The 17562-nt window shown below is 60.8% G+C and carries 14 protein-coding genes; 8 read left to right on the top strand and 6 right to left on the bottom strand.

Going from position 1 to position 17562, the window contains the following annotated elements; all coding sequences use genetic code 11:
* Positions 1-4 precede the first annotated feature (4 nt).
* Both ABD112_RS11115 and ABD112_RS11110 read right to left on the bottom strand, forming a co-directional pair.
* A complete protein-coding gene (locus ABD112_RS11115; RefSeq protein ID WP_343925871.1) occupies positions 5-577 on the bottom strand; it encodes a hypothetical protein in 573 nt (190 codons plus the stop codon).
* Positions 574-1185, bottom strand: coding sequence for an acyltransferase (locus ABD112_RS11110; protein WP_343925870.1), 612 nt, complete (start codon positions 1183-1185; stop codon positions 574-576). Before ABD112_RS11110 ends, ABD112_RS11115 begins: the two co-directional genes overlap by 4 nt.
* 162 nt (positions 1186-1347) lie before the next feature.
* Here ABD112_RS11110 and lhgO point away from each other — a divergent pair, with 162 nt between their 5' ends.
* The 8 genes from lhgO (at position 1348) to ABD112_RS11070 (ending at position 10521) form a co-directional block, all read left to right on the top strand.
* Entirely contained in the window at positions 1348-2556 is a 1209-nt protein-coding gene (gene lhgO, locus ABD112_RS11105) for an L-2-hydroxyglutarate oxidase (protein WP_343925869.1), read from the top strand.
* A gap of 407 nt (positions 2557-2963) precedes the next feature.
* Positions 2964-5405, top strand: a complete 2442-nt coding sequence (locus ABD112_RS11100; RefSeq protein WP_343925868.1) for a ribonucleoside-diphosphate reductase subunit alpha — start codon at positions 2964-2966, stop codon at positions 5403-5405.
* 79 nt (positions 5406-5484) lie between these two features.
* Positions 5485-6483 carry a ribonucleotide-diphosphate reductase subunit beta gene (locus ABD112_RS11095; RefSeq protein WP_343925867.1) on the top strand — a complete coding sequence of 333 codons (999 nt, stop codon included), beginning with the start codon at positions 5485-5487 and terminating at the stop codon, positions 6481-6483.
* Positions 6480-6959 (top strand): GNAT family N-acetyltransferase, encoded by a 480-nt coding sequence (locus ABD112_RS11090; RefSeq protein ID WP_343925866.1) that lies wholly within the window; start codon positions 6480-6482, stop codon positions 6957-6959. Before ABD112_RS11095 ends, ABD112_RS11090 begins: the two co-directional genes overlap by 4 nt.
* 75 nt (positions 6960-7034) lie before the next feature.
* The gene (locus tag ABD112_RS11085; RefSeq protein WP_343925865.1) at positions 7035-7562 is read left to right on the top strand and encodes a hypothetical protein; all 528 of its coding nucleotides are present in this window, start codon (positions 7035-7037) and stop codon (positions 7560-7562) included.
* A 235-nt stretch (positions 7563-7797) separates the two neighbouring features.
* The gene (locus ABD112_RS11080; RefSeq protein WP_343925864.1) at positions 7798-8688 is read left to right on the top strand and encodes an ABC transporter substrate-binding protein; all 891 of its coding nucleotides are present in this window, start codon (positions 7798-7800) and stop codon (positions 8686-8688) included.
* Positions 8689-8692: 4 nt separating this feature from the next.
* Positions 8693-9742, top strand: a complete 1050-nt coding sequence (locus tag ABD112_RS11075) for an amino acid ABC transporter permease (RefSeq protein WP_343925863.1) — start codon at positions 8693-8695, stop codon at positions 9740-9742.
* Complete coding sequence (locus ABD112_RS11070) at positions 9739-10521, top strand: amino acid ABC transporter ATP-binding protein (RefSeq protein ID WP_343925861.1); 783 nt, start codon at positions 9739-9741, stop codon at positions 10519-10521. The genes ABD112_RS11075 and ABD112_RS11070 overlap by 4 nt, the downstream gene beginning before the upstream one ends.
* A 43-nt stretch (positions 10522-10564) precedes the next feature.
* Here ABD112_RS11070 and ABD112_RS11065 read toward each other — a convergent pair whose 3' ends face one another.
* From ABD112_RS11065 to hrpA, 4 genes are all read right to left on the bottom strand, one after another.
* Positions 10565-11320 (bottom strand): 3-hydroxyacyl-CoA dehydrogenase, encoded by a 756-nt coding sequence (locus ABD112_RS11065; protein WP_343925859.1) that lies wholly within the window; start codon positions 11318-11320, stop codon positions 10565-10567.
* Positions 11317-12474: a thiolase family protein gene (locus ABD112_RS11060; protein WP_343925858.1), complete on the bottom strand. Its 1158-nt coding sequence runs from the start codon at positions 12472-12474 to the stop codon at positions 11317-11319. The genes ABD112_RS11065 and ABD112_RS11060 overlap by 4 nt, the downstream gene beginning before the upstream one ends.
* Positions 12475-12483: 9 nt before the next feature.
* A complete protein-coding gene (locus ABD112_RS11055; protein WP_343925856.1) occupies positions 12484-13338 on the bottom strand; it encodes an HpcH/HpaI aldolase/citrate lyase family protein in 855 nt (284 codons plus the stop codon).
* A gap of 99 nt (positions 13339-13437) precedes the next feature.
* Positions 13438-17418, bottom strand: coding sequence for an ATP-dependent RNA helicase HrpA (hrpA, locus tag ABD112_RS11050; RefSeq protein ID WP_343925854.1), 3981 nt, complete (start codon positions 17416-17418; stop codon positions 13438-13440).
* Between the last annotated feature and the right edge of the window lie 144 nt (positions 17419-17562).

The following is a 17562-nucleotide window of genomic DNA, read 5'->3' as shown; positions in this document are numbered from 1 at the left end:
GGCGTCAGCTCTTTCCGGCCGTGAATAGCGCGAAGACGCTGAATCGCGTCACGTCCTCATCCGCTGTCGTGGCTACGACGATGCTGTCGGTGCCGCTCGACCAGGTCGTAGCCGTGGTGCCGGGTGCCGCCGGCGTCTCGGCGCCTCGGAGTCCGAGGGGAGTGAGGACGCGCTCGAAATAACGGTGCACCTCGTCCTGGGAGGCGGTAGAGGTCGCGACGACCGTCGCCTGCATGCGGTCGCCCTCGGTGGCGATCGCACTGCTGACCACCTCGGCCCCGGTTGGCAGCGAGATGATGGATGTTGGGAACCCGGCCACCAGCTCGCCGACGGCGGTCGCCGACTCTGGAAGTGGCCCAGTAATGAGCGGTGTGGTCTCGATACCCAGTTGAGGGGCGGTCGGTGTGGCTGTTGGCTGCGGAATCACCGAGCCGCCGAGCCCAGTCGGGGTTGGGGTGGGTGCTGTGGTCTGCGCCGTGTTGTCGAGGGCGAGGAATATTCCGATCGCCGCGACAGCGAGCAACACCAGTACACCGGTGAGGATGTACGGGAGTCGCTGCCACCTGACCCGTTTCATGGGCCGAATTCGACCATCGAAAGTGCACCATCGACTTCGCGATACAACTCCCCGGTGAGCGGGCAGCGGAAGTCAGGCCCGTCGGGGACCAGGCGAGCGCCCGCGCGGCCGACCCAGCCGATCTGATGAGCGGGGCTTCCTGCGACCAGCGCATACGCGGGCACATCTCGGGTAACGGTGGCGCCAGCGGCGACGAGTGCCCACTCGCCGATTTCGACGGGCGCGATGCAGACCGAGCGCGCTCCTATGGCGGCTCCGGTGCGCACGGTCACGCCCACCGAGTGCCAGTCGTCGCCTGACTTTCGTGAGCCGTCTGGGTTGATTGCGCGGGGGTAAAGGTCGTTGGTAAACACGACGGCGGGCCCCACAAAGACGCCATCTTCGAGAATCGCGGGCTCGTAGACAAGTGCGTAGTTCTGGATCTTGCAATTGCGACCCAGGGTTACGCCCGGCCCCACATACGCTCCCCGGCCGAGGCTCGAGCCTTCGCCGATAACGGCGTTTTCTCGCACCTGCGCGAGTTCCCAAACGATTACGCCGGGTTCGAGGCGCGCCCCGTCATCCACCTGTGCGGTGATAGCGATGCGCGGGGCGGGTTGGGTGGACACGAGATGCCGATCGGGAGTGGAGAGTCTCAGCTCTCACCGGCTGATGCGGCGTGAGTGCCCATCCGCGGCGGGGTTGAGGATTGCATGAATGCTAGCGTATTCGCACTCCCTGTGACAGAGAAGTCGCTCGATCAGGTGACATTGCGGAAGGGACAGTGCGGAATGGACGACTACCTGGTGATCGGCGCCGGCCTCGTTGGTCTGGCCACTGCTCGGGCCATTTTGGAGAGGGTCCCGGATGCGCACATCACCGTGCTCGAGAAGGCCGCGGATGTCGCGACCGGGCAGAGTGGACATAACTCTGGCGTCATCCACGCTGGTATCTATTACGCGTCGGGATCGCTGAAGGCCGAGCTCTGCCGCCAGGGCCGGATCGAGACTGTTGAGTTCTGCGAGCGCTACGGCATCCCGTACTCGCTAGTTGGCAAGATCATCGTCGCCACCGACCAGACCTCGAAGGCACGGCTCGACGATCTTCAGCGCCGCTCGATCGAGAACAGGATCGTCGTCAAACGGATCGGCGCTGGCGGCCTCGCCGAGCTCGAACCGAACGTGCAGGGGGTGGATGCTCTGCTCTCACCTACGACGGGCATCGTCGACTACCGTCGTATCACCTCGGCCATGCGCGATGAGCTCGAGGCCGCGGGGGTCACGCTGCGCTTCAACGCGGAGGTGACCTCGATCGTCGAGGAGCAGGGGATCGACGGCGGCGCGGTGCGCGTACGCACGGCCGACGGCGGCGAGTGGGCCGCGAGGCGCCTGGTGGCCTGCGCCGGACTTCAGGCCGACCGCATCGCCAGGATCGCCGGAATCCCCATCGACTTCCGAATCGTCCCGTTCCGCGGCGAGTACTTCGAGCTGCCCACGGAGCGTCACGATTTCGTGAGGCACCTCATCTACCCGGTGCCGGATCCTTCGATGCCGTTCCTCGGCGTGCACATCAGCCCGACGATCGACAGCCGGGTCACCGTCGGCCCGAACGCGGTGCTCGGCTGGGCGCGCGAGGGGTACCCGCGCGGCTCGGTACGGCCGTCTGACGTGCTCGATTTCGCGACGTACGGCGGCTTCTGGCGAATGGTGGCGAATAACGTGCATCCCGCTGTCATCGAGATGAAGAACTCGCTTCTCAAGTCTGGTTACTTGCAGGAATGTCGAAAGTACGCACCAACGCTGACCCTGAATGATCTCGGCACGCGCTCGGCGGGCATCCGCGCGCAGGCGGTGCGCCGCGACGGCACGTTCATCGAGGACTTCCAGTTGGAGAGCACGGCCAGGCAGATCCACGTCGGCAACGCTCCGTCGCCAGCCGCGACCTCGTCCATCCCGATCGGTCGCATGATCGTCCAACGCCTTCTCGATGCGCTGAACTAGCGTCGCGAGGCCGCCAGTGAGCGAAGCCACGGCCCAGAATGCACGCATGATGCCAGCCTGCGGGCCAGCCTCGCCAACGAGAGCATGCCGCCGGGCAGTCGTGCGGTTAGTTGTGCAGCGATAGCTCTGGCGGCACCCAGAGTTATGAACAGGTCGCTGTAAGGATTCACAAGAACTCAAGCTTCGCCGTCAACGAGTGGCAAAAGAGGGGCTGATTTCCGGGCTTTTTCGGGTGTCAGAGGTTATCCATAGGCTGTGGAAAAGTCCGCGAAGTTATCCACACCTGTGGATGACACGCCCACTACATCTAGGGTTGGCGACGAGAGTCACCCACGATATATAGTGGTGGAACCGCTTGGCCGGGGGTCGCGGATTGAACAATTTTCGGGGATTTTGAGGGAGTTTTTGTGGCAATCACAGTCGTTAAGCGCAACGGTACGCGAGAGCCGTATGACGCCAACAAGATCAACCTCGCAATTGAAGATGCAGCGACTGGTCTCGACGAGAACATCACGTGGGTTACGCAGATCGCATCCGAGCTCGAACTGACGCTGTTCGACGGCATCACGACCCAGCAGCTCGACGAAGCCGTCATCCAGGTTGCTCTCCAAAACGTTAAAGACGATCCCGCATTCGACACTGTTGCTGCGCGTCTTCTCCTCAAGACGATTTACAAGCGCGTGCTCGGTGACTACACCGATGCTGCCGACCTCAAGCGACTGCACAAAGAGCACTTCGGTCCCAACGTCATCCGTGGTGTTGAAGAAGGTCTACTCGACCCGCGCCTCACGAGCATGTTCGACTTGGAGGCTCTAGCCGAGCACCTTGAGCCAGCTCACGATGAACTGCTCAAGTACATCGGTGTCGTCACGCTCAACAACCGCTACGGCATCAAGGGTCGCAACGGCGATGCCCTTGAGGTTCCTCAGTACTTCTGGATGCGCATCGCCATGGGCCTCTCGCTCAATGAAGCGAACCCCAACGAGGCTGCGCTCAAGTTCTACGAAAAAATGTCCAGCCTCGAATATCTGGCTGCCGGCTCCACCCTCGTGAACGCGGGCACCATCTACCCGCAGCTCGCCAACTGCTTCGTCATGGAAATGCAAGACGACATGGAGCACATCGCTAAGACGACGCGCGATGTCATGTGGCTCACCAAGGGCACCGGCGGAATCGGCCTCTCGGTCACCAAGCTGCGTGCGCAGGGTTCGCCCATTCGCTCCAACAACACCACCTCAACTGGGCCTATCCCGTTCATGCACACGATCGACTCGATCCTGCGTGCGGTAAGCCGTGGTGGTAAGAAGTTCGGTGCCCTCTGCTTCTACATGGAGAACTGGCACATGGACTTCCCCGAGTTCCTTGACCTACGTCAGAACTCTGGTGACCCCTACCGCCGCACCCGCACCGCCAACACTGCAGTGTGGATCAGCGATGAGTTCATGAAGCGCGTACAGAACGACGACGCGTGGTACCTCTTTGACCCGCTCGAGGTCACCGACCTCAACGAGCTCTACGGCAAGGCATTCTCGAAGCGCTACAACGAATATGTCGCGATGGCGGATGCCGGCGAAATGCACATGTTCAAGAAGATCGGTGCTCGCGAGCAGTTCAAGTCGATCCTCATCTCATTGCAGACCACCAGCCACCCGTGGCTGACCTTCAAAGACACGATCAACAACCGTGCGCTCAACAACAACACGGGCACGATCCACCTCTCCAACCTCTGCACCGAGATCACGCTTCCGCAAGACGAAGACAACGTCTCCGTCTGCAACCTTGCGTCGATCAACCTTTCGCGTCACCTCCTGCCCGAAGGCGGAGTCGACTTTGCGAAGATCGAAGAGAGCGCACGACTGGCCGTACGCCAGCTCGACAACCTCATCGACATCACACGCTCCAGCGTGAAAGAGGCCGACTTCTCCAACGAGCAGAACCGTGCTGTTGGCCTCGGCGTGATGGGCTTCACTGACATCATCGAGAAGCTCGGCTACAGCTACGAGAGCGAAGAGGCCTACGACCTCATCGACGAAATCATGGAGCACGTCTCCTACGCCGCCATCGATGCCAGCACCGAGCTTGCCAAAGAGCGTGGCTCGTACTCGAACTTCGAAGGCAGCCGTTGGTCGGAGGGCCTCGTGCCTCTCGACTCCATCGCGCTCACCGAAGAAGACCGTGGCATGGAGATCAAGGTCAACCGCAAGACGCGCCTCGATTGGGGTGCCATGCGCGAGAAGGTCAAGGGCGGAATGCGCAACGCAACCCTCATGGCGATCGCACCGACCGCATCCATTGGTCTCGTTGCTGGCACCACTCCTGGTCTCGATCCGCAGTTCTCGCAAATCTTCAGCCGCTCCACCTCGAACGGCAAGTTCCTTGAAGTGAACCGCAACCTCGTTGAGACCCTTCAGGAGCATGGCCTCTGGGAGAAGAACCGCGAAGCGATTCTGCGCAGCCAGGGTGACATCCAAAATGTTGACGGTATCCCCGACGACATCAAGGCCGTCTTCAAGACCAGCTTCCAGCTGTCGCCGTACGCCTTCATCGAGGTTGCCGCTCGTGCCCAGAAATGGATCGACCAGGCCATCAGCCGCAACATGTACCTCGAGACGCGTGACCTCGGCGACATGATGGACATCTATTTCGATGCCTGGTCGCGCGGAGTGAAGACCACGTACTACCTGCACATGAAGCCGCGCCACCAGGCAGAACAGTCCACGGTGAAGGTCAACAAGTCAGAAGAAATTTCATCGTCCAAGGCAGCATCTGCCTCGGCAACATCATCAACTGCGGGCTCAGCACCCGCACGCCGAGGCTTCGGCGGATTCGCAAAGAAAGCAGACTCATAATGAACCGCGAGAACACCATCGAGGATTACTTCGTACCCGTCGATCCCATGGACGACCTCCAGTGCGATAGCTGCCAGTAATGGGAATTCTAGGAACAGGCCTGCAAGACGGCCTTTTGCTGAAGCCGATCAAGTACCAGTGGGCGATGGACCTGTACGACCAGGCCGTGGCCAACACGTGGTTCCCTAACGAGATCCAGCTGGGCGAAGACATCGCCGATTTCAAGAAGATGACTGATGAAGAGCGTCACGCCGTGACCTTCCTCATGAGCTACTTCAACCCCAACGAGTTGCTCGTCAACAAGGCACTCGCATTCGGTGTGTACCCTTACGTTTCGGCTGCTGAGTGCTCGCTCTATCTCGCGAAGCAGATGTGGGAAGAAGCAAACCACTGCATGAGCTTCGAGTACGTGCTCGAGACGTTCCCGATCGACCGCGAGGCTGCGTATAACTCTCACGTGGAAATACCATCGATGGCTCGCAAAGAAGAGTTTGAGATGAAGTACATCCGTCGCATGACGGAGCAGACTCTCGACATCAACAGCATCGAAGGCAAGCAAGACTTCATTCGCAACCTCGTTGCCTACAACGTGGTGCTCGAAGGCATCTGGTTCTACTCGGGCTTCATGGTTGCCCTGTCGTTCCGTCAGCGCAACCTGCTGCGCAACTTCGGTTCGCTCATGGACTGGGTTGTTCGCGACGAGAGCCTGCACCTCAAGTTCGGCATCAACCTGATCCTCACGGTGCTCGAAGAGAACCCCGAGATTCAGACCGAAGAGTTCGCTGACGAAATTCGCCAGATGATCTTGGATGCTGTGGAAATGGAAGAGGCCTACAACCACGACCTTCTCCCCGGTGGCATCCTCGGCCTCAATGCCAACTACATCAACCAGTACGTCAAGTACCTGGCTGATCGTCGTCTTGAGGAACTCGGATTTGAGGCCCACTACAAGGTCACAAACCCGGCCAAGTGGATGGCAACCGCCAACGACACTCTCGAGCTCGTGAACTTCTTTGAGTCGACCAACACCTCGTATGAGGCCAACGCGTCGGCAACGACCAAAGCCAAAGTCGAGTGAGCCTGACCGTTGCGCGGGTCGACTGGTTCGACCCGCGGGCGGTCGAACAGCGAGCGGCGATGGATGAAGAGACGGGCGCAATGTATGCCGGCCGTCAAGCCGCTCTTGATGATGTCGGGCGCACCGCAGTTAATGCTGCATTGACGGTCTCCGCTGACGCCATCAGCCACACGCTGTTAGTGCTCGATGGCGACAGAGTGATTGGGCATGCGGCTCTTCGCCCCTTCGAACAATCGCTTGAGGTGAAAAAGGTATTCATCGATTCCCGTCACCGTGGCAAAGGTGCAGCGCGTCGTCTGATGATCGAGCTAGAGAACGTTGCTCGCGAATCGAAAGCGCACTCTCTGATCCTGCAGACGGGCAACCTGCAAACGCCGGCGATGGCGCTCTATGAGAGTCTCGGCTATGAACGCATCTATGTTTTCGGTGCCTACGCCGCGATCCCTTTCAGCGTTTGCTACGAGAAGACTTTGTAGTTTGTTCAGGTAGGCAATCTAAGCTGAACCAGATGGAGGATACCCTTCATCTACTCGATCCGAAACAATTGCACTGTGAGACTTTTTCGGCGGCGCCCGCGCCTTAATCTGGGCAAATTTAGGGCGCCCGAGCCTGTAGAAGAGGCGCCAATTGAACGCGTCGTAGAAGAAGGCGTGCTTATCGCCCGCAATGCTGTGCGCATGGCGGTCAAGAACCGAATAATCGTGGATGCCGCCCGCGATCACCTCGACTATGACGACGGTGCCCTTGCGGGCCTCGTGCACGTCGAGTTTGACCAACTGGCCGAGCAGGCGGAACGTCTACTTCGGGTATCGCACACTGCCCGCAATCGCGCCGTGCAAGAGGGCCTCGCAGAAGGACTGCGCCAAGCATCCATGGATGGCGTACTGATTTCAGGAATCATCGATGAGGCTCGCGAGCTCGCTTGGAGCGAAATCGGCACTGCCATCATCGCCAAACTCCGCGTCGCCTATCTGCCTCTGGAAGACCCCTTGTACGAAGCGCAACGCAAGCGGCGGCTGCGCGAACTGCGCACCATTAACTTTGCTGAACTCGAAGCTACGGCCAAGGGCGAATACTAAAAACGCGACTGCCACAATGCCGCCGCATCTTGCTCGGGTTCCCGCCAGATCGCGTTCTTGACACATATTGGGCGAATTTTCCACGGCACCGCAACCACGCCGCGCAAGTGGGCGGAAACTTGCGCGCAGCCGAGGGTAGGCTCGCAACGTCGGCGTTTCAACGAGGTGCGCCCGTCTGGGATTCACACCTCGTCACCGACAACAGCTTTCATCGGGATAAAGAAAAGGTTGGACCATGAGAATCAATTTCGCGCTGCCAGTACTGGTCGTTGCTACGGCCCTAATGCTGTCGGGCTGTGTTGACAACAGCACCCCAAGCACAAACAACGGCGGGGGCAACCTTGATGTCGGCACTGACGCCGCAGCCATTGCTCTGCTGCCAGACGACATCAAAGAGGCCGGCGTGCTTGTTATCGGCATTGACCCGACCTACGCGCCAAACGAATACAAAGACGACGCCGGAAACCCCATCGGGTGGGAAGTTGACCTCGGCAACGCCATGGCAGCCAAGCTTGGTCTCGAGACGCAGTACCAGCCGTCTAGCTTCGACAAGATCATCCCCAGCGTCACGGGTGGCAGCTACGACATCGGGCTTTCCTCCTTCACCGACAACGAAGAGCGCGAGAAGATCGTTGACTTCGTCAATTACTACGAGGCCGGAATCCAGTGGGCTCAGGTAATCGGTGCCGACGTCGACCCCGCTAACGCGTGTGGCATGACGGTTGCTGTGCAGACCGCAACGTACGAAGAGACCGATGAATTGCCCGCTAAGTCGCAGGAATGCACGGATGCTGGCAAGGAACCCATCGACATCCTCAAGTTCGACACGCAAGACGAAGCAACCAACGCTCTCGCCTTGGGCCGTGCCGACGCCATGAGCGCCGACTCACCCATCACGCAGTACGCGGTGAGCCAGGTAGCCGACAAGATTGAGCTCGCGGGCGAGTCTTTCGACACCGCACCGTACGGCATTGTCGTGCAGAAGGATTCAGATCTCGCCGCCGCACTCCAGGCTGCGCTGCAGTCGATGGTGGACGACGGCACCTACAAGTCGATCCTCGAAGACTGGGGCGTCTTCAGCGGTGCTGTCGCGTCGATCACCATCAACGCGGCAACAACCAGCTAGGTAGATGGCTGTGTCAGACTCTGGCCGTTCGGCGACACCCGTAAGCGTGTCGTCGAACGGCGCTGACCAAGCAGAGGCGATCAAAGCGATTCGTCTTCGCCATCCGTGGCGCAATGTGGTTGCGGTCGTCCTCCTAGCCGTGCTTGTTCTCTTTGTTGTGGACGCTTCGCAGCGCGAGGCGTACGGCTGGGATAACTTCGGCAAGTACATCTTCGATAGGCGCATTTCGCAGGCAGCCGGCTACACCATTCTGCTGACGGTGTACTCGATGATCATCGCGATCGTTCTTGGCGTGACCCTCGCGGTTATGCGTCTCTCTGATAACCCTGTCGTCAAGGGGATTGCGTGGTTGTACCTCTGGGTCTTCCGCGGAACGCCCGTGTACGTGCAGCTTGTGTTCTGGGGCCTCTTCGCCACGATTTATTCGACGATCGAGATCGGCACCCCGTTCACTGAGCCGTGGCTTTCGGTAGAGACCAACGACCTCATCAGCGTCTTCTGGCTTGCCGTGATCGGTCTGGCTCTGAATGAGTCCGCCTACATGGCCGAGATCGTGCGTGCCGGAATCCTCTCGGTGGATAAGGGACAAGACGAGGCGGCAACTGCCCTCGGCATGTCGTGGCTGCAGACGATGACGCGCGTCGTTATCCCGCAGGCAATGCGCATCATCATTCCGCCAACGGGCAACGAAGTTATTTCGATGCTGAAGACCACGTCCCTGGTTACGGCTATTCCGTTCAGTCTGGAACTCTACGGACGCTCACGCGATATCTCGGTAGTGATCTTTGATCCAATCCCGCTGCTACTCGTAGCCTCCGCCTGGTACTTACTGTTCACCTCGATTCTGATGGTCGGCCAGTACTTCTTGGAGAAGCGTTTCTCTCGCGGAGTTGGCCAGGCACGCCCCGAAAAGGCGGGCACTGAGACCGGAGTAATCACGCTGAAGACCGGTGTCATTCAGACGCCGGGTGCGACCTCCGACTCTGCTGCCCGAACTGACTCTGCTGCCGGAACCGACTCCAGTACCGATCCGTCAGGAAAGGAGCACCGATGACGAACGCAGCTGTAAGCGACATGCCTATGGTGCATGCCGACCGTGTGTCGAAGAGTTTCGGCTCCAACGAGGTGCTGAAAAGCATTTCGCTGTCGGTGCCCCAGGGCGAAGTGATGTGTCTGGTGGGCCCCAGCGGGTCGGGCAAGTCAACATTCCTGCGGTGCATCAATCATCTGGAGCGTGTGGATGCCGGCCGCCTCAGCGTCGACGGCGTGTTGGTTGGCTATGAGGAGCGTGGAGACAAGCTCTATGAGCTCAAGCCGCGTGAGGCTGCTCGCCAGCGCCGCGATATCGGCATGGTGTTCCAGCGCTTCAACCTCTTTCCGCACATGACGGCCCTCGAGAACATCATTGAGGCGCCCATCCGGGTCAACAAATTGAAGAAGGATGACGCAGTCGTTAAGGGCAGGGAACTGCTCGCTCAGGTCGGACTCGCGGAAAAGGAAGACGCCTACCCGGCGCACCTCTCCGGCGGCCAGCAGCAGCGAGTAGCAATCGCTCGCGCTCTCGCGATGGAGCCGAAGCTCATGCTGTTTGATGAGCCGACCTCTGCACTCGACCCTGAACTGGTCGGCGAAGTGCTCGATGTCATGAAGGGTCTCGCCGAATCAGGCATGACCATGATTGTTGTCACCCACGAGATGGGCTTCGCTCGCGAAGTCGCTGATCAACTCGTGTTTATGGATGGCGGCGTTGTCGTTGAATCTGGTGACCCCGACAAAGTACTCGGCAACCCGCAGCACGAGCGCACGAAAGCGTTTCTCTCGAAGGTTCTTTAACTTCGGGCGGTTCTGTAGCCGTCGGTCGATCCGGGTGTACTCGCTAGCGCGGCTGCATCCGGATCGCACCATCGAGGCGGATAACCTCACCGTTGAGCATCGGGTTCTCGACGATGTGCTGCACGAGGGCGGCATACTCGTCGGGGCGACCCAGGCGTGACGGATGCGGCACCTGAGCGCCAAGGGAATCCTGCGCTTCCGGCGGCAGGCCTGCCATCATCGGCGTCTCGAAGATGCCAGGAGCGATCGTCATCACGCGCACCTGCGCTGCAGCGAACTCGCGCGCCAACGGCAGGGTCATCCCCGCTACGCCGGCCTTCGATGCCGCATACGCTGGCTGACCGATCTGACCATCGAACGCAGCCACGGATGCCGTATTCACGATCACGCCGCGCTCGCTATCGATGGGTTCGGTTTCCACCATCGCTGCCGCAGCCAAACGGATCACATTGAACGTGCCCGTGAGGTTGATCCCGATTACGGTCTCAAAGGTTTCGAGCGGCAGCACGCGCTTGCGGCCGAGGGTCTTGCCCGGGGTAGCAACACCGGCACAGTTCACAACGATACGCAGTGGGCCAACCGAGCTGGCGAGGGCGACGGCAGCCTGAACGTCAGCCTCGGAGCGAACATCGGTGGGCGCGAACCGGAAGCCATGTTCGGCGGCGATGTCGACTCCACGGGAGCCGGGAAGGTCAGCGATGGTGACTAACGCACCCTGCGCGGCGAGAGCGCGAGCGGTGGCCAAGCCGAGACCGCTGGCGCCGCCGGTGATCAGTGCTGCGGCATCCTGAATCTTCATGCAAGCCTTTCGATGAGTGTTGCGTTTGCCATGCCGCCGCCTTCGCACATGACTTGAAGTCCGTAGCGGCCGCCGGTGGCATCGAGCTGATTGACGAGGGTGGTGAGTAGGCGTGTGCCCGAGGAGCCGAGGGCGTGGCCGAGCGCGATTGCCCCACCGCGCGGATTCACGATTGTGGGGTTAACGGGAAACTCGCGCATCCACGCCAGAGGGACAGAGGCGAACGCTTCATTGACCTCAATGCTGTCGAGCTGGTCGAGCCGGATGCCGCTGCGTTCCAACACGCGGTGCGTCGCCGGGATGATTCCGGTCAGCATCTCGATGGGATCAGAACCGACCACAGCGAAAGAGTGAAAACGCGCGCGAGGTTTCAGGCCAAGAGCGGCAGCGCGCTCCTCGCTCATGATGAGCACGGCAGAGGCGCCGTCGGTGAGCGGAGACGAGTTGCCTGCTGTTACGCGCCACTGAATTTCAGGAAAGCGTGCGGCGATTTCTTCGTCGTAGAAGGCGGGAGGGAGGCCGGCGAGTTTGTCAGCGGTGGTGCCCGGGCGCACGGTTTCGTCTCGGCGCAGGTCGCCAATCGGCAGGATCTCTCGGCTGAAGTCGGCGAGAGCTGCGCGCGCGTGGGAGACAGCGGCGAAGACATCCAGATCGTCACGCCTCAGCGACCAACGGGCCGCGATCAGTTCAGCGGAGATGCCCTGATTGACGAGACCTTCGGGGTAGCGTTCGCGCAGCAACGGGCTCATCGTGCTCTGACCAAGCGTTGCCTGCCCGATGGGGTGCGAACTCATCAGCTCAACACCACACGCGATTACGACATCGTTGACCCCGGCCATCACCGACTGGGCTGCGAAGTGGGCCGCCTGCTGGCTTGACCCACACTGGCGATCAATCGTTGTCGCTGGCACTGACTCGGGCAATCCTGCCGCGAGCACAGCGTTGCGCGTCACATTCACGGCCTGCTGACCAGATTGGGTGACGCAGCCGCCCATCACATCATCAATGGTGGCCGGATCGAGGTCGTGCCGGCTGAGCAGCCCACGCAGAACCGTCGCGAGCAAATCGACCGGGTTCTCTTGTGAGAGTGCTCCGCCTGGTTTACCTCGGCCCGAAGGCGTGCGAATCGCATCAACGATGACTGCCGTTGTCATGCGTCAAGACTAGGCCGGTTCAACACCAAACGCACGAGCGAGCTTGTCGATCTTCTGGGCGCGGCCCAGGCGGGGCAGGTCGCTGCCGTCGCGGATGACGCGGCCACGAGCTTCGAAGTCTTCTAAGAACTCGCGAGCCCAGGCAACATCTGAGCGAGTGGGGCTGATCACTTCGTTGATGGTCGGCAGCTGCTCGAGGTCGAGGCACAGTTTTCCGGTCATGCCGAGAGAAACAGCCATGCTGCCCTGCTCGCGCAGAACGGGGTGGCTTGTGCCGACCGTTGGACCGTCGATGGGGCCGGGCAGGTTTCCGACGCGGCTGGCAATAACCAGGCGCGAACGAGGGTAGGCCATCGCGAGGTCGTCGGAGCTGGTGCCCGTGTCGCGACGGTAATCGCCGCTGCCGAAAGCGAGCCGGTACGTTCCGCGGGCCCGAGCAATAGATACCGCTTCCTCGATGCCGAGTGCGGACTCGACGAGGGCGATCACGGGCGTGATTCCCTTGAGGCGGTCAAAAGTTTCGGAGACGTGAGCTGCTGCCTCAGCTTTAGCGAGCATGACACCGCGCAGGCCAGGGAGCCCGGCGAGAGCATCCACGTCATCTGACCAGAAATCAGAAGTGCGGTCGTTGATGCGCACCCAACCGCTGCCGCCATTGCTCAACCATGAGACAACGGCGTCACGAGCGGACGACTTGAGACGCGGGTCAACAGCGTCTTCGACGTCGAGAATGATCTGGTCGGCACGTGACTGTTCGGCACGATCGAATTCTTCAGGGCGAGTCGCCGCAACCAGAAGCCACGAGCGTGCAATCTCTGCGGAAACATCGTGGGTGGTTGGGCGGTTGGTGTTGCTTTCGGACACGCGGTAGCTGCTTTCTTTCAGAAGAGAGGCGACATTCTCGTGCCACTCGCAGCCTCAAGGATACCCGGTGTGGGCTGGGTACCGCAGAAAACAGGTGAGCTAGGAGGCGAGCACTTTTGCGATGCGTTGCACGCTGACCGATTCGGCGGTTCCCAAGTGCTGGGCGAAGAGGCTCAGGCGCAGTTCTTCGAGCATCCACCGGGCGCGAGCGATCTGCGGTTCGGGGTGGGTTTCGAGCGGGAGCGTGCCGCCGGCATCCTTATAGCGACGGGTGGCTAGCTCGACTTCTGACATCCATCCGCGGTCTTTGCCTGGATTCTCGGTGAGTTTCGTCACGCGGTGTTCAATGCCTTTGAGGTAGACGGGCAGGCGTCGCAACTGGGTGAGCCCGGTGGCCGAAACGAAGCCTGGGTACACGAGCGAATCGAGCTGTTCACGCGCATCGCCCAGGGGTGCAAGAAGATGCATGCTTGTTGCGGCACGTATTGCTTTGTCGGCCAAGCGGACGCCAGAAACAATGGATGCCACGAGCGAGACGGTCGTGAATAGCGAGTCGACCAGCCCTGCCGAGATCTCCTTGCGCAGCGCCTCGAACTCGCTCTGTGAGAACACTTCGCGCTCGCCCATCACGGAGTCAATGCACGCGCGCAGGCAGTCATCGAAGAGAGCATTCGTTGAGCGATACGGGCTCTGGGCGAGTACGAGTTTTTCGTTGCCGGTGAGGTGTTCATTGATGTACCCGAGCGGTGACGGAATCGCTAACAGCAGCAGGCGACGCACACCGCCTTTGTGGGTGATGTACTGATCGTACGGGGTCGACATGAGGCGAATGGAGACCGAGTCGCCGTCATCCACGAGCGCAGGGTAGGCGCGGATGGTGTTGCCGCCGTGCTTGGTGTCGCGAGTCCGGTCGAGCTCACCGAAATCCCAGCTCGTGATTCCGGAACGTTCGAGGGTATTGGCCGGCTGTTCAGCGGAACTGTGAGCGGCGCCCTCAACAGCACGCGCAACACTCTCACGGGCGACCGGTTTCAGGCTCGCTTGCAGGCTACGCAACGACTTGTTGGCGCCCACCTTCTTGCCGCTCTCATCAATCACCGCGAACGTGACCTTCAAATGCCCGGGCACACGGTCGAGGTCGAAGTCGGATGTCGACACGGTGGCGTACGTCAGCCGAGCGATCTCTTTCGCCAAGAATTCGGTCAGCCCGGCGCCGTCCTCAAAGGCGACAGTCGCCGGATCGTCGGGAGCAGCCTCGAGCAGGCGGCGAGCCCAGTCGGCGGCCGGAACAACGTTGCGGCGAATCGGTTTCGGCAACGACTTAATCAGCGCGGTTACGAGTTCGTCGCGCAGTCCGGGAACCTGCCAGTCGAAACCTTCGGGGCGCAGCCCGGCGAGTAGTGGCAGCGGAACAGCAACGGTCACACCGTCATCGTCGGTGCCCGGCTCGAAGCGGTAGCTGAGGCTCAGAGTTTGGTCGCCACGCACCCACGTCGTGGGAAACTTGGTGTCGTCAACTTCGGCATCATCCGCGTTCTCAATGAGGTCGGTGGTTGTGAGGGTGAGCAGGTCGGGGGAGTCGTGGCGGGCTTTCTTCCACCAGCCCTCAAAGTCACGCACGGAGGCGACGGTGGCGGGCACGCGCTTGTCGTAGAACTCGAAAATTGTTTCGTCGTCGTGCAAGATGTCGCGGCGACGGCTGCGTTCTTCGAGCTGTTCGAGGTCGCGCCGCAGCGCCCGGTTGCTGGCGTCAAAACCCCACACGCGTTTGTCGCGCTTGGTGAGATCGTCTTCTCCCTCGACGAGTGCGTGGCGAATGAATAGTTCGCGGGCGGCCGGAAGATCAACACGGGAGAACTGGATGCGCCGACGGGCGGCGAGCGTCACTCCATAGAGCGTCACTCGTTCGAATGCGACTGCCGCGCCCTGCTTTTTCTCCCAGTGTGGTTCGGAGTAGCTGCGTTTCACAAGATCGCCGGCAAGCTTCTCGGCCCACACCGGATCAATCGACGCATTCATGCGGGCGAAGAGTCGACTCGTTTCGACGAGTTCGGCGCTCATAATGGCGTTGGGTTGTTTCTTGGCGAGAGCCGAGCCGGGGAAGATGACGAACCGGGTCTGGCGGGCGCCAATGTAGTCGCGCTTGGCTGCATCCTTGAGGCCGATGTGGCTGAGCAACCCGGCAAGCAGTGAGCGGTGGATGCCGTCAGGGTTCGAGTGCGCGTCGCCGATGACGAGACCGAGTGGCTTGGCCATTCGGCTCAACTGGCGGTAGACATCGTGCCATTCGCGCACCCGCAAATAGTTGAGATATTCGTTTTTACACATACGACGAAACTGATTGCCCGAGAGTTCTTTCTGCTTCTCTTCGAGATAGTTCCAGAGATTGAGCAGGGTGAGAAAGTCGCTCGTGGGATCGACGAAGCGTGCGTGCTGTTGGTCGGCTTGCGGGCGTTTGTCGAGGGGGCGTTCGCGGGGGTCTTGAATGCTCAGCCCGGCGACAACCGCCATGACTTCGCGGGTGGTGCTGTGCTGTTTGGATTCGATGACCATGCGCGCAAGGCGAGGGTTGATCGGCAGTTGGCTGAGTTGCTTGCCAATGCGGGTGATGCGCGGGGTGGCATCTTTGGCGCCGTTGCCGCCGACTGCTCCCGGTCCGTTCGAACCGTTAGCGACGCCTGCCGCATTCGCACCGGCCGATTTGTGTCCGGCTTTGGTCTGGCCGACCATCGCGTTCTCGACGGCGCCGAGTTCGGTGAGCAGGTCGAGGCCGTCTTTGATGCCGCGAGAGTCTGGCGGCTGCAAGAACGGAAACTCGGCGATGTTGCCGAGGCCAAGCGAGATCATCTGCAAGATAACGGCGGCAAGGTTGGTGCGCAGAATCTCGGGTTCCATGAACTCGGGGCGCGCAGCGAAGTCTTCATCGGAGTAGAGGCGGATCGCGATTCCGTCACTCGTTCGTCCCGAGCGGCCCGAGCGCTGGTTCGCGCTGGCTTGGCTGATGGCCTCGATCGGCAGGCGCTGAATTTTGGCGCGCGTGCTGTAGCGACTGATGCGTGCGGTTCCGGCATCGATGACGTAGCGGATGCCGGGTACCGTCAGGCTGGTTTCGGCGACGTTGGTGGCGAGCACAATTCTGCGACGTGTGCCTGGCGTGCGGCGAGACTCGAACACTCGGTGCTGCTCGGCGGAGCTCAGGCGCCCGTACAGCGGAAGCACCTCGGTGCCTTCGGGCAGGGCGCCACCGTTGATGCGTCCGCGGATCGCCTCTTCGGCATCCCGAATCTCGGTCTCACCAGAGAGAAACACGAGCACGTCGCCATCGCTCTCGCGAGCCAGTTCGTCGAGGGCGTCGTTGATGCCTTCGAGGTAGTCGCGGTCGACGCGGTTCGCGGCTGCTTCTTCGGCATCCTCAGCCTCAAGCTGTTCAGAAGACACATCTTCGGCGACGAGCGGACGGTACCGGATCTCGACGGGGAAGGTGCGACCAGACACCTCAATGATGGGCGCGCCATCGAAGTGCTTCGAGAAGCTTTCGGGGTCGATCGTGGCACTCGTGATGATGATGCTGAGATCGGGGCGACGTGCGCGAAGTTGCTTGAGGTAGCCGAGCAGAAAGTCGACGGTGAGGCTGCGTTCGTGGGCCTCGTCGATGATGATCGCGTCGTATTTTGTGAGGTCGCGGTCGCGGTGAATTTCGTTCAGCAGAATGCCGTCGGTCATCAACTTCACGCGGGTGTTTTTGCCCACGCGGTCGGTGAACCGCACCTGATATCCGACGACGTCGCCAAGCTCGCTGCCGAGTTCTTCGGCAATGCGCTCCGCAACAGTGCGGGCAGCAATCCTACGAGGCTGGGTGTGGCCAATGGATGTCTTGCCCAGTTCCAGCAGAATCTTGGGCAGCTGGGTGGTCTTTCCGCTACCGGTGGCCCCCGCAATGATCACCACCTGGTTTTCGCGGATGGCCTTCGCAATGTCATCCCGGCGCTGGCTGACGGGCAGCTCAGGCGGGAACGTTATCGCTACGCCAGCAGGCAGCGGTGCTGCGGTGCTGGCGGAGTGGACCTCGGAAGCGGACATAGCCCTTCAGCTTACGCGCTGTGGGCGCTTCGCTACTTCGTCCCCGGGTTCTAGTCGGAAGTGCAACACCTTCTAAGTTGTGGTTATTGAGATCACTCCGAGAAGGGTTGCACTTCCTTGACCGCACAATACCGACATTTGATG

The sequence above is a fragment of the Rhodoglobus aureus genome (assembly GCF_039527955.1).
Classification (GTDB): domain Bacteria; phylum Actinomycetota; class Actinomycetes; order Actinomycetales; family Microbacteriaceae; genus Rhodoglobus; species Rhodoglobus aureus.
Note: the sequence above shows the minus strand (reverse complement) of the source record. Positions and strands in the feature narration are given on the sequence as shown.

Excerpts from the sequence above, each read along its gene's own strand:
- lhgO (WP_343925869.1), top strand. The coding sequence starts at position 1,348 with ATGGACGACTACCTGGTGATCGGCGCCGGCCTCGTTGGTCTGGCCACT.
- ABD112_RS11065 (WP_343925859.1), bottom strand. The coding sequence starts at position 11,320 with ATGAAGATTCAGGATGCCGCAGCACTGATCACCGGCGGCGCCAGCGGT.
- ABD112_RS11095 (WP_343925867.1), top strand. The coding sequence starts at position 5,485 with ATGGGAATTCTAGGAACAGGCCTGCAAGACGGCCTTTTGCTGAAGCCG.
- ABD112_RS11075 (WP_343925863.1), top strand. The coding sequence starts at position 8,693 with ATGGCTGTGTCAGACTCTGGCCGTTCGGCGACACCCGTAAGCGTGTCG.
- ABD112_RS11070 (WP_343925861.1), top strand. The coding sequence starts at position 9,739 with ATGACGAACGCAGCTGTAAGCGACATGCCTATGGTGCATGCCGACCGT.
- ABD112_RS11080 (WP_343925864.1), top strand. The coding sequence starts at position 7,798 with ATGAGAATCAATTTCGCGCTGCCAGTACTGGTCGTTGCTACGGCCCTA.
- hrpA (WP_343925854.1), bottom strand. The coding sequence starts at position 17,418 with ATGTCCGCTTCCGAGGTCCACTCCGCCAGCACCGCAGCACCGCTGCCT.
- ABD112_RS11060 (WP_343925858.1), bottom strand. The coding sequence starts at position 12,474 with ATGACAACGGCAGTCATCGTTGATGCGATTCGCACGCCTTCGGGCCGA.
- ABD112_RS11115 (WP_343925871.1), bottom strand. The coding sequence starts at position 577 with ATGAAACGGGTCAGGTGGCAGCGACTCCCGTACATCCTCACCGGTGTA.